The sequence below is a fragment of the Janthinobacterium sp. GW823-FHT01H08 genome (genome assembly GCF_058797855.1).
In genome coordinates this window covers 3,843,710-3,855,641 of record NZ_CM179504.1, presented here as the reverse complement: position 1 = coordinate 3,855,641, position 11,932 = coordinate 3,843,710, and the positions used below count along the sequence as shown (strand labels likewise).

Sequence of the window (11,932 nt, the reverse complement as noted above, 5' to 3'; positions counted from 1 at the left end):
TTGGATGAACTGTTACTGACGGACGCAGTCGACGAAGTAACCACGCTTGCCATCGACCTCGCGTTTCACCAGACCATGCACATCCGTCTCGAAGCCCGGGAAGCGCTCGTTGAAGTCGCGCGCGAAGCGCAGGTAGTCGACGATGGTCTTGTTGAAGCGCTCGCCCGGGATCAAGAGCGGGATGCCTGGTGGATACGGCGTCAGCAGGATGGACGTGATGCGGCCTTCCAGTTCGTCGATGGCCACGCGCTCGATTTCGCGGTGCGCCATCTTGGCGAACGCGTCCGACGGCTTCATGGCGGGGATCATGTCCGACAGATACATTTCCGTCGTCAAGCGCGCCACGTCGTACGCCTTGTAGAAATCGTGGATTTGCTGGCACAGGTCGCGCAAGCCCATTTTTTCGTAGCGCGGGTTGGCCGCCGCGAATTCCGGCAGGATGCGCCACATCGGCTGGTTCTTGTCGTAGTCGTCCTTGAATTGCTGCAACGCAGTCAGCAGGGTATTCCAGCGGCCCTTGGTGATGCCGATGGTAAACATGATGAAGAACGAGTACAGGCCGCATTTTTCAATGATGACGCCGTGCTCGGCCAGGTATTTGGTGACGATGGACGCGGGGATGCCCGTGTCGCCGAACTGGCCGTCCAGCGACAGGCCCGGGTTGACGATGGTCGCCTTGATCGGGTCGAGCATGTTGAAGCCGGGAGCGAGGTCGCCGAAGCCGTGCCAGTCATCCTCGGCGCGTATCATCCAGTCTTCCTGCTGGCCCATGCCTTCGTCGTTGAAGGTGGACGGACCCCACACCTGGAACCACCAGTCCTGGCCCCATTCCTGGTCGATCTTCTTCATGGCGCGGCGGAAATCGAGCGCTTCCATGATCGACTCTTCCACCAGGGCCGTACCGCCCGGCGCTTCCATCATGGCCGCGGCCACGTCGCACGAGGCGATGATGGAATACTGCGGCGAGGTGGAGGTGTGCATCAGGTAAGCCTCGTTGAAGGCATCCTGGTCCAGCTTGACCGTGTCCGATTCGCGCACGAGGATTTGCGAGGCCTGCGACAGGCCGGCCAGCAATTTGTGCGTGGACTGGGTCGAGAAGATCATCGATTCCTTGGCGCGCGGACGGTCCTTGCCGATGGCGTGCATATTCTTGTAGAAATCGTGGAAGGTGGCGTGCGGCAGCCATGCTTCATCGAAGTGCAGGGTGTCGATCTTGCCGTCCAGCATTTCGCGCAGGGTTTCCACATTGTAGATCACGCCATCGTAGGTCGATTGCGTGATGGTGAGAATGCGCGGCTTCTTGTTCTTCGCTTCGCGCGCGAACGGGTTCGCCTCGATCTTGCGGGCAATGCTTTCCGGCGTGAATTCATGCAGCGGGATGGGACCGATGATGCCCAGATGATTGCGCGTCGGCATCAGGAACACGGGAATGGCACCGCACATGATGATCGAATGCAAGATTGATTTGTGGCAGTTGCGGTCGACGACGACGATGTCGCCCGGTGCCACGGTCGAGTGCCACACCATCTTGTTCGAGGTTGACGTGCCGTTGGTGACAAAATAGCAATGATCGGCATTGAAGATGCGCGCCGCATTGCGCTCGGACGCGGCGACAGGACCCGTATGGTCGAGCAGCTGGCCCAGTTCCTCGACGGCGTTGCAGACGTCGGCGCGCAGCATGTTTTCACCGAAGAACTGGTGGAACATCTGGCCGATCGGCGACTTCAGGAAGGCTACGCCGCCCGAGTGGCCGGGGCAGTGCCACGAGTAGGAGCCGTCGTTGGCGTAGTGCACCAGCGCGCGGAAGAACGGCGGCGACAGGCCGTCCAGGTAGGATTTCGCTTCGCGGATGATGTGGCGCGCGACGAATTCCGGCGTATCTTCGAACATGTGGATGAAACCATGCAGTTCGCGCAGGATATCGTTGGGGATATGGCGCGAAGTGCGCGTCTCGCCGTACAGATAGATCGGGATGTCGGCGTTCTTGTAGCGGATTTCCTCGACGAAGGCGCGCAGCGATTTCAAGGCATGGTCGGTTTCCTCGATGGAACCGCCGCCGAATTCTTCATCGTCGATCGACAGCACGAAGGCTGACGCGCGCGATTGTTGCTGGGCAAATTGCGACAAATCGCCGTAGCTGGTCACGCCCAGCACTTCCATGCCTTCTTTTTCCATTGCGGCGGCAAGGGCGCGAATACCCAGGCCGGACGTATTTTCAGAACGGAAATCCTCGTCAATGATGACGATGGGGAAACGAAATTTCATGCATGTCTCCAAAAAAGCAAGCCGCCCCTGACAGATGTGAAGGGGCGGACTAGGGCGCGACGGTCAGGCGGTCGTACAACCCGGCAGCCGCAGAAAAAAAATAAGAACGGGATTCTCGCAGAAATGCGGCGTCTGCGGGAAAAAAATATCGCATCAAAGCGTCACAAGCGTACGCTAGCGTGACGCATGGGTGTGACAGGGGTATTACAGCAGCATGCTGGCGATCGACATCACCTTATCAGGCTTTGCGTTCCAGCGTGACAAAGGCGTAAGGCAGGCCGGATTTCTCCGAAACATGGGCCTCGCGCGCTGTTTCTTGCCATACGGCATGGTCCACTGCGGGGAAAAACGCGTCGCAATCAAAGGTCTGGCCGATTTCCGTGATGATCAAGCGCTGGGCCAGGGCCAGTGACTGCCGGTAAATCTCGGCGCCGCCGATGACATAGCCTTCCGCGCCGTCGAGCAGGGCGATGGCCGCTTCCACCGACGAGACCGCTTCCACGCCCTCATGGCCCCAGTCGGCATTGCGCGTGATGACGATGTTGCGGCGGTTCGGCAGCGGCCGGCCGATGGAATCGAAGGTCTTGCGGCCCATGAGGATGGGGTGGCCCGTCGTCAGGCGCTTGAAATGCGCCAGGTCTTCCGGCAGTTTCCACGGCAAGGTGTTGTTGATGCCGATGCCGCCTTGCTGGTCGGTGGCGACGATGATGGTCAAATGGCTCATTGCTTCTGTCAAAGTGGTGGGGGCATGGCCCGATGCCCGTCATTATCGTTGAAATTGCCGGCAGCCTCCAGATGCGCACGCATGGCTTGCGCCAGCTCGCTTGGTGCTTCCAGCGGAATCATGTGGCCGGTGTTGTCTTTTAGTAAGTGCAAGGTGGCTTGCGGCAGGCGGGCCGCCATGGCGCGCAAATCGTCGGGATGGACGAGCTTGTCGTCTTCGGCGCCCACGATCAGCACGGGGAAATCGAGTTCAGGCAGGCGCGCCATCAGGTCAGGACGGTCGATGGTGGTGAGAAATTGCGCCAGCAGCACGTCCTTGCCCAGGTCCAGGCCCATTTGCCGGATCAGGCCCGTGATGGCGGCATCGTCCAGGTGCGACGGGTGCAGCAGTTCACGCAGGCGCTGGCGCGTGATGCCCGCATAGGCATTGCGCTCGAGCATGGCGACGATGCGCTGGCGCGCTTCGATTTCCGCCGGCAGCAAACCTTTGGCGGAATTGGCGATCAAAGTCAAGGATTGCACGCGTTGCGGGTGGGCCAGTGCGTGTTCGAGCGCCAGGTAGGCGCCCAGCGAAAAGCCCACCAGGTGGGCTTGCGGCGCACTGTGGCTGGCGATCAGCTCCTGCATTTGTGGGCGCGTGCGTGCCTGGTGCAGGGGCACGTGCCGTAGATCGAAGGCGTCGCCCAGGGCAGGCGCCAGGCGTGACCACAGGCGTTCATCGCACAGGGTGCCGGGGATACAGTCGAGTTGTATCTTCTTATTGTGCAAAGACAAGCCCGGGTTCAAGTCGCTCATGAGGGTGAAAATTTTCGTCGAGCGGCATTATCCGTCATTTTGCGTATTGGGGCAGCCGTACGGCATTTTCCGCATGGCATTATTTTCAATAGTGCGCCGCTGACAAGCAGGAACTTTATGGTAGGCTCATGGCTCATCAAGCCGGGGTACCGGCGACGTGACCTGAAACACCGAATGCAACCCACACATTAAAGAGGAAACACCATGGCGATCAGTTTGCAAAAAGGCGGCAATGTCAACTTGAGCAAGGAAGCTCCTGGCTTGAAGAAAATCGTGATTGGCCTGGGCTGGGACCCGCGCGCCACCGATGGCGCCGCTTTCGACCTGGACGGCAGCGCCTTCCTGCTGAAAACGGATGGCAAGGCCCGTTCCGACGCTGATTTCATTTTTTATAACAATCTGAAGTCGGCTGACGGCTCCATCGTCCACGCGGGCGACAACACCACGGGCGGCGGTGACGGCGACGACGAGAAAATCGCCGTCGACCTGGCCAACGTGCCGGCCGACATCGACAAGATCGCCGTGGCCGTCACCATCCACGATGCGGAAAACCGCAAGCAGAACTTCGGCATGGTCGGCAAGGCCTACATCCGTTGCCTGAACGGCGACAACGGCACGGAAATCGCCCGCTACGACTTGTCGGAAGACGGCTCGACGGAAGCGGCCATGATCTTCGGCGAAATCTACCGCGCCGGCAGCGAATGGAAATTCAAGGCCATCGGCCAGGGTTTCAAAGGCGGCCTGGGCCCCTTGGCACGCTCGTTCGGCATCAACGCCTAAGAGCTCCGGAAAACGGCCCATGGCGGCGTTGCGTCACCTCGCCGTACTATTCGTACTGTCTTCGGTGATGCGCCTTGCCCTGAACCGTTGTCCGAAGCTCTTGTAGCTTTGTATAGAATCCAGAAAAGCGATCCATGGCGGCGTTGCGTCGCCATGCAGGTTCTGTACTATTCGTACTGTCATCGGACGACGCGCCTCGCCCTGGGCCGTTGTCCGAAACTCTCACATCTGAATACATAATCCCATGGAAAACCTGATCAAGGGGCAGCGCCTGGCGCTGTCCGGCCTCGTCACGGGCAATGTCGTGCAACTGGGGCTCGCCAGCGCCGGCGTGCCGCTGGATTTCGCCTGTTTCGGCCTCGATGCCGCCGGCAAATTGTCCGACGACCGCTACATGACTTTCTTTAACCAGCCGCGCACGCCGTGCGGCGGCGTGGAAACATCGGCGCCGTCCGGCGATGCGGCAGGCTTCAGCTATCAGCTGGACCGTTTGCCTGCTTCCATCGACCGCCTCGTCGTCACGGCCGCCATTGATGGCGCGGCCACCATGGCGCAGCTCGGCAGCGGCTACCTGCGCCTGCTCGACGGCGGGCGCGAACTGGCCCGCTTCGCCTTTGCCGGGTCTGATTTTTCGCAAGAAAAAGCCGTCATGCTGGGCGAGTTCTACCGCAAGGACGGGGGCTGGCGCTTCATGGCCGTGGGCCAGGGTTTCAATGGCGGCCTGGACGCACTGGTCGCGCATTTCGGCGGCGAAGTGGCCCAGGCGGCGGCGGAACCGGCGCCGGCACCCAAGATTTCCTTGTCGAAAATTTCGCTGACCAAGGCGGGGCAGACGCACAAGGTGTCGCTGGAAAAGGGCGCGGGCGCGCCGAGCAAACTGACCGTCAAGGCCACCTGGGTCGATAACGGCGATGGCGATGACGATAACGACGATCTCGACTTGCGCGTCGGTATCCTCTTGCCGAACGGCCAGATGCGCTTCATCCAGGCGCCGGACGCGGCCGGGAACTTCGACAGCATGCCTTTCGTGCGCCACCTGGGCGACGTGGCCGGTGCGGCGGGCAAGGAACCGGCCACGGAAACGGTGGAAGTCAATCCTGCGCTGGCGCAGCATTACGGCGGCACGGTGGGCCTCGTCTTCAGCGTGTACTCGGCGGTGGCCAACGGCGCCGTGTCGGTCGCCTCCATGCGGCCGAAGATGGTCATGCAGTATGGCCAGCAGATCGTCGAGTGCGACTTTGATTTCCGCCTGTCCAAGGCGGCCGACGACGATTCCGTCTACACCTATGTGATCGGCATGGCGCGCGTCACGCCCGACAGCATCATCCTCGAGCCGTCCGGCAAGACGTCGGAGCCCGGCAGCGAAGCGACGCCGTGGCTGAGCTGGCAGGGCGAGAACCTGCAACTGGCCTTCAACGGTCCCGTCGTCTTCAAGGGCGAGGACAAGGAAGATGAAGATGATTGCAATGCGGACAATCCACGCCGCTACATTGCCTAGGAGACACTGATGGAAACCTTGTCCAAGGGTCAGCGCTTGCCGCTGGCCAATCTCGTTCCCGATGGCGTCTTGCAGGTCGGCGTTGCCGCCCAGGGCCTGGCGCTGGACGTGGCCTGTTTCGGCCTCGATGCGGCCGGCAAGCTGTCCGACGAGCGCTACATGACTTTTTTCAACCAGCCGCGCACGCCGTGCGGCGGCGTGGAAGCGCGCGCGGGCAGCGGCGGCGACATGGCCGAGTTTGCCTTGCAGCTGGCGCGCTTGCCGGCCGGAATCAACCGCCTCGTCGTGACGGCTTCCATTGATGGCGGCGGCGTGATGTCGCAACTGCAATCGGGCCACGTGCGTTTGCAGGCGGGCGGGCGCGAGCTGGCCCGCTTCGCGTTCGCGGGCAGTGATTTTGCGCAAGAAAAAGCCGTCATGCTGGCAGAAATTTACCGCAAGGATGGCGGCTGGCGCTGCATGGCCGTGGGCCAGGGCTTCAATGGGGGCCTCGATGCGCTGGTGCGCCACTTCGGCGGCGAAGTCGACCAGGCCACTCCTGCCACCCCTGCCGCGCCTGCGCAGGCTTCGGCCGTCATGCAGGCAAAGATCAATCTGGAAAAGCGCGTCGAACGCGAGGCACCGCAACTGGTGAGCCTGGTCAAGCAGGCGGGCGTGTCCCTGCAAAAAGTGGGCCTGTCGGAGCACCGGGCCAAGGTGTGTCTGTGCCTCGATATTTCCGGCTCCATGGGACGGCTGTACAAAGAGGGGCTGGTGCAGCGCTTTGCCGAGCGCATCCTGGCGCTGGGCTGCAAGTTCGACGACGATGGCGAGATCGACGTTTTCCTGTTCGGCAAGAACGTCCACCATCCGGCACCGATGGCCTTGAGCAACTGCAATACCTATGTGGGCCAGGCCATACAGCGCCATCCGCTCGAGGGCGACACGCGCTACGGCGCCGCCATGCAGGCGATCCGCGCGTTTTATTTTCCTGATGCCCGTGGCGGCGAGCGCACGCGGCCCGTCGCGGCCGAGCTGCCCGTGTACGTCATGTTCGTGACCGATGGCGGCACCAGCGACCAGGCGACGACGGAAAAGCAATTGCGCTGGGCCAGTAACGAGCCCATCTTCTGGCAATTCATGGGCATCGGCAAGGGGCGCAAGTCGAAAAGCAAGTTTCTCGCCGCCTTTGCCGATTCCGACTTCCCGTTTCTGGAAAAGCTCGACGAACTGCAGGGCCGCCTGGTCGACAACGCCAATTACTTTTCCGTCAGCTCGCCCGACGAGCACAGCGACGCAGAACTGTATGATTTATTGATGACGGAATATCCGGGCTGGCTGAAACTGGCGCGCGGCAATGGCTTGCTGAGGTAACGTAAAGATAGCGCAAAGGTCATCGGATGAGGCTGTACAGCCACAAGTGCAAGAGATTTGTAAATTGAAGTAAATAACAATGGTTCGCATTTGCTTTGCTCCTTGTAATCGTGGCATGCTTGAACTGTGCCCACACATGTGCTCTCACGCTGCGGCGTAGTGCCTCATCCGTAGCGTCTCGATTATCTTTTAGCCAAATGCATAAACTTCTTTTCCATTGCCTGGCGGGCGGCAGCCTGCTCGTCTCCGGCGCCGCTGTTCAGGCGCAAACCGTCACCGGTGATACCATCGTCAAGCCGCCTGCCAAGACGCCCGCCGTGGATGCGCCGCCGTCCGTCAGCGTGACGGCCGAACGTCCCACGGGCCGCATCGACCGGCAAGTCTACGACGTCAAGTCCGACGTCGGCAGCACCAATGGCACGGCGGCCGATGCCTTGAACAATGTGCCGTCGGTGGCCGTCGATCCCGATGGGGCCGTCTCCCTGCGCGGCAGCAGCAATGTGCAGATCTTGATCGATGGCAAGCCGTCGGCCATGCTGCAGGGCGATTCGCGCGGCGCCACCCTGAACGCCATGGCCGCCGACGATATCGAATCCGTGGAAGTGATCAACAATCCCGGCGCCCAGTTCGGCAACGAGGCCGGTGGCGGCCCGATCCTGAACCTGGTGATGCGGCGCAACCGCAAGCCGGGCGGTTTTGCCACCGTCAACGCGAATGCGGGCATTGCCGGACGCTACAACAGCTCCGTCTCCGGCACCTATAACGAGGGGCCGTGGGGCTACCAGGGCGGCATCAATGTGCGTCATGACGGCCGCAATTCCGTGGCCGAGGTCAGCCGCGAGCGCCTGGAGCGTGGCACGGGCGCGTTCGCCCCCAGCAGTCAGCAGTCCACCAGCAATGGCTTGAACGACTCGCTGGGCTTGCATGGCACCGTCAATTACAACCTGAACGCCAACGACACCCTTGCCGCCAGCGTGTCGTATAACGGGCGCAGCAACGACCAGCGCTCGCTCGACCGCTACCTCAATGGCGACAGCACGGGCAGCACCATCGGCGACTATGTGCGCAGTACCGTGCGCAACGGCGACAGCCGCAACTACAGCTGGGGCGCGCGCTACGACCACAAGGGCGAGTTGCCGGGGGAAACTCTCAAGATCGATTTGCGCGTGTCGTCGTCGACCAACGAGAGCGACAGCGATTACGCCAATACCTATGCGGTGGCGCCCGTGAATGCCTTCGACAGCCGCGCGCGCCAGCACAGCGAGACGGGCAACCGCATCGTCGACTTCAGCGGCGACTACGAGCGTCCGCTGGCGGGCGGCACGGCCAAGCTCGGCTACAAGGTGGCCGACAACAAGAGCAGCTTCGACACCCTGTACACGGACATCAACCCGGCCAGTCTGCTTGCCACCGTCAACCCCATGCGCAGCAACCGTTTCGAGCTCGACGAACGCACCATTGCGCTGTACGGCTCCTACCAGATGCGCCTGAGCGAGCGCTGGGGTGCGCTGGCCGGCTTGCGCGCCGAATACACGGACTTGAACGTGCGCCAGATCACCAGCGGCGTCGAGGCCGGCAACAATTACATCAACTACATTCCCAGCCTGTTCGCCACGTATAAGGTCAGCGACGAGAGCAACCTGCGCTTCAGCTATGCGCACCGCCTGCGCCGCCCGAGCGCGGGCGACCTGAACCCGTACGTGATCTACCGCGATGAGTTCAATGTGTCGGCCGGCAACCCGAAGCTGAAACCCACGCAGACGGATTCGTTCGAGATCGGCTATGAAACCAAATTGTTTGGCCTGGAAAGCAGCTTGCGTGCCTACCACCGGCGCGACACGGATGCCATCGTCGATTACCGCTATTTCATCAGTGACAATGTGCTGCTGACAACGCGGGAAAACGGCGAGGGCAGCCATTCGAGCGGCCTGGAGTTCAGCGTCAGCGGCAAGCTCACGCCATCGTTGACCCTGAACACGAGCGGCAACCTGGCGCGCAGCCAGCAGACGAGTTCCGACGACCTGGGCAACCGCAGCACGCGCACGGCGAATGCCCTGAGCGGCCGCGCGCGCCTCAATTACCAGATCAACCCGGCCAACCAGCTGCAGCTGGCCCTGCAAATGCAGGGCAAGATGCTGTCGGGACAGGGCTACCGTTCGCCGAACAACACCTTGAACGTGAGCTGGCGCCACACGGTGACGCCGCAGCTGAGCCTGGTCATGAATGTGACCGATGTGTTCAGCAGCAACAAGATGGAAACCGTCATCAACAGCGCTTCCTTGCGCGAGACGAGCACGCGGCGCTTCGATGGACGCATGATTTACGTGGGGCTGTCGTACCGCCTGGGCGGCGCCACGTCGGCGGCGAAAGAGGGCGAACGGGAACCGCGCTTCGGTCCGCCGGGCGGACGGGGGCCGGGCGGCCCAGGCGGTCCCGGCCCGGGCGGACCGGGAGGCGAAGCAGGCTAGGCCGCCGCCGCGATCTCGTTCAGGAAGTCGATGAAACTGTCCGCATGGCGCTCGAAGCGCCATGCGCCCATGCCGTGTTCTGCCGTGTACACGGGCGCATCGCCGCCGGCAATGGCGCCCAAGTCCAGGCAATACGGATCGGCGCCCGCGTCGGCGATCACCAGGTATTGTTCCGGCCAGCCGGCGATGGCGGCGCCGCTGACGGCATCCCAGGCGTAACCGGACTGGGCCTTGACCAGCTCGGCCGCGCCGTACAGGCTCAAGCCCTGGAAATATTGTTGGCTGTCGATCAACACCCGCAGCGGCGAATGGCAAGCGAGGAAGCGCCGGTACTGCTCCGGCAAGGCCCAGCGCTGCGCGATGCCGGCCATGTCGGCGGCGCTGGCGATGGTCAGCCAGTTCGATGGCTGCGCAAGGTCCTGCTCCTTTTTGCGCCGGGCCGCCAGTTTTTTCTCCAGCCTGGCGGCAGCCTTTTCCAGCGGCGTGCGCGGATCCTCGAGCGCCGCGTGAGTGGCGGGCGCCGCATGGCCTGCGCCATCCGGGTAGCCATCGCGCTGCCAGGCCTGTACAGCCTCCAGTCGCAGCTGCTCTTCCTTCCAATGGCCGGGATCGTACGGCAAACCGGCATCGAAAGGCTGGCGGCTGAAGACGGCCAAGCTTTTCACGGCCTTGGCGCGCACGCTCAGCTTGGCATTTTCCGCAGTGGCCAAGGCCACGAGCGGAGCATACGCCTCCTTGCCCATGCTTTTGAGCATGCCATCCACGCCCCAGTAGGCGAGGCCGTCCATATCAAGGCTCCAGCTGAAAAAATCGCCGTATTCTCCCGGTTCGGCCAGGGCGACGATATCCGTCATCAGGAAGGCGCGCCAGTGCAGCAACTGGCCTTCCCTGGCGTAGGCGGTCAGGATAGCGAGCACGGCTTGCCGCTCGTCGGCCGCATGCTTTTTCAGCAACCGGTCTTTCAGCTTGGAAAACTTAACGCCGTCCGTTTCGTCAAACAGCTTGCGGTGCAGGGCTGCCAGCGGTGCGACCGCCATCAGACGGCCATCGCCGCCTTGATCGGCGCATGGTGTTCATAACCTTCCAGCGAGAAATCCGACGGTTCGATCTTTTCCAGCCATTCCGGTTCGTATTTGCCCGTCTTCGCGTAATCGGGCACGCGGTCGGAAATGACAAACTTGGGCGCCGGGAACGGCGTGCGCTTCAATTGTTCTTCCACCATGTCGAGGTGGTTTTCATAGATGTGCGCGTCGCCGATGAAGTAGGTGAACCAGCGCGGCGTGTAGCCCGTCAGGCGCGCCACCAGGTGCAGCAGGGCCGCGCCTTCGGCGATGTTGAACGGCGTGCCCAGGCCGATATCGTTGCTGCGCACATATAAACACAGCGAAATTTCGCGCGTGCTGGCGTTCGGGATGAACTGGTACAGCAAGTGGCAGGCGGGCAGGGCGACGGCATCAAGCACGGCCGGGTTCCAGCCGTGGAACAGGATGCGGCGGCTGCCGGGATTGTGCATGATGGTGTCCAGGCATTCGCGCAACTGGTCGACGGCCTTGTACAGCAGCACTTTTTGCACGCCGTCCTCGACGATGGGGGCAACCAGGGTAAAACCGTTCGCTTGCGCGTCGGCGATTTGCGCGGGCTGGTCGGCGTCGAGCAGCTTGTACGCAGGCCATTGACGCCATTGCACGCCATACACGGGACCGAGGTCATCCTCGCCTTCGCGGTAGGGGTTGGCCAGCCATTGCGCATTTTCATTGGCGTTCTGGTCCCACACCTTGCAGCCCAGCGCGCGGAACTCGGCCGCGTTGCGCGAGGCGCGCAGGAAGGCGCACAATTCGCCGATCACGGATTTGAAAGCCAGTTTCTTGGTCGTGACGGCAGGGAAGTTGCCGTTGGCCAAGTCGAAACGCATCATGGCGCCCGGCACGCTCAGGGTGCGGATGCCCGTGCGGTTGTCTTGCCAGCTGCCCGTTTCGAGCACGGTCTTGATCAAATCTTGATATTGCTGCATGTATTTCTCCAACGGTAAGGATGGTGATTGTAACGCAGG

At 62.0% G+C, this 11,932-nt stretch carries 9 protein-coding genes; 4 read left to right on the top strand and 5 right to left on the bottom strand.

The genetic code is table 11. The features are described from left to right. Nucleotides 1-12 precede the first annotated feature (12 nt). From AC3RCG_RS17235 to AC3RCG_RS17225, 3 genes are all read right to left on the bottom strand, one after another. Complete coding sequence (locus AC3RCG_RS17235) at nt 13-2,265, bottom strand: arginine/lysine/ornithine decarboxylase (protein ID WP_070224452.1); 2,253 nt, start codon at nt 2,263-2,265, stop codon at nt 13-15. Between the two features lie 238 nt (nt 2,266-2,503). Continuing rightward, nucleotides 2,504-2,989, bottom strand: coding sequence for a dihydrofolate reductase (locus AC3RCG_RS17230; RefSeq protein ID WP_070224451.1), 486 nt, complete (start codon nt 2,987-2,989; stop codon nt 2,504-2,506). 8 nt (nt 2,990-2,997) lie between these two features. Next, nucleotides 2,998-3,783 (bottom strand): alpha/beta fold hydrolase, encoded by a 786-nt coding sequence (locus tag AC3RCG_RS17225; RefSeq protein ID WP_070224450.1) that lies wholly within the window; start codon nt 3,781-3,783, stop codon nt 2,998-3,000. Between the two features lie 204 nt (nt 3,784-3,987). On the opposite strand from AC3RCG_RS17225, the gene AC3RCG_RS17220 reads away from it, so the two are divergent. From AC3RCG_RS17220 to AC3RCG_RS17205, 4 genes are all read left to right on the top strand, one after another. Continuing rightward, the gene (locus AC3RCG_RS17220) at nt 3,988-4,563 is read left to right on the top strand and encodes a TerD family protein (RefSeq protein WP_070291613.1); all 576 of its coding nucleotides are present in this window, start codon (nt 3,988-3,990) and stop codon (nt 4,561-4,563) included. A 244-nt stretch (nt 4,564-4,807) separates the two neighbouring features. After that, nucleotides 4,808-6,061, top strand: a complete 1,254-nt coding sequence (locus AC3RCG_RS17215; RefSeq protein ID WP_492402938.1) for a TerD family protein — start codon at nt 4,808-4,810, stop codon at nt 6,059-6,061. Nucleotides 6,062-6,070: 9 nt separating this feature from the next. Then, a complete protein-coding gene (locus AC3RCG_RS17210) occupies nt 6,071-7,414 on the top strand; it encodes a VWA domain-containing protein (RefSeq protein ID WP_070313239.1) in 1,344 nt (447 codons plus the stop codon). A gap of 197 nt (nt 7,415-7,611) precedes the next feature. Beyond that, nucleotides 7,612-9,882: an outer membrane beta-barrel family protein gene (locus AC3RCG_RS17205; RefSeq protein ID WP_070224446.1), complete on the top strand. Its 2,271-nt coding sequence runs from the start codon at nt 7,612-7,614 to the stop codon at nt 9,880-9,882. Here AC3RCG_RS17205 and AC3RCG_RS17200 read toward each other — a convergent pair. After that, nucleotides 9,879-10,919 (bottom strand): SMI1/KNR4 family protein, encoded by a 1,041-nt coding sequence (locus AC3RCG_RS17200; protein ID WP_070224445.1) that lies wholly within the window; start codon nt 10,917-10,919, stop codon nt 9,879-9,881. The genes AC3RCG_RS17205 and AC3RCG_RS17200 overlap by 4 nt on opposite strands. Then, a complete protein-coding gene (locus AC3RCG_RS17195) occupies nt 10,919-11,893 on the bottom strand; it encodes a thymidylate synthase (protein ID WP_070224444.1) in 975 nt (324 codons plus the stop codon). The genes AC3RCG_RS17200 and AC3RCG_RS17195 overlap by 1 nt, the downstream gene beginning before the upstream one ends. Between the last annotated feature and the right edge of the window lie 39 nt (nt 11,894-11,932).

What these genes read in the sequence shown, in the direction of transcription:
- AC3RCG_RS17235 (WP_070224452.1), bottom strand. Translation starts at nt 2,265, where the DNA reads ATGAAATTTCGTTTCCCCATCGTCATCATTGACGAGGATTTCCGTTCT.
- AC3RCG_RS17230 (WP_070224451.1), bottom strand. Translation starts at nt 2,989, where the DNA reads ATGAGCCATTTGACCATCATCGTCGCCACCGACCAGCAAGGCGGCATC.
- AC3RCG_RS17225 (WP_070224450.1), bottom strand. Translation starts at nt 3,783, where the DNA reads ATGAGCGACTTGAACCCGGGCTTGTCTTTGCACAATAAGAAGATACAA.
- AC3RCG_RS17220 (WP_070291613.1), top strand. Translation starts at nt 3,988, where the DNA reads ATGGCGATCAGTTTGCAAAAAGGCGGCAATGTCAACTTGAGCAAGGAA.
- AC3RCG_RS17215 (WP_492402938.1), top strand. Translation starts at nt 4,808, where the DNA reads ATGGAAAACCTGATCAAGGGGCAGCGCCTGGCGCTGTCCGGCCTCGTC.
- AC3RCG_RS17210 (WP_070313239.1), top strand. Translation starts at nt 6,071, where the DNA reads ATGGAAACCTTGTCCAAGGGTCAGCGCTTGCCGCTGGCCAATCTCGTT.
- AC3RCG_RS17205 (WP_070224446.1), top strand. Translation starts at nt 7,612, where the DNA reads ATGCATAAACTTCTTTTCCATTGCCTGGCGGGCGGCAGCCTGCTCGTC.
- AC3RCG_RS17200 (WP_070224445.1), bottom strand. Translation starts at nt 10,919, where the DNA reads ATGGCGGTCGCACCGCTGGCAGCCCTGCACCGCAAGCTGTTTGACGAA.
- AC3RCG_RS17195 (WP_070224444.1), bottom strand. Translation starts at nt 11,893, where the DNA reads ATGCAGCAATATCAAGATTTGATCAAGACCGTGCTCGAAACGGGCAGC.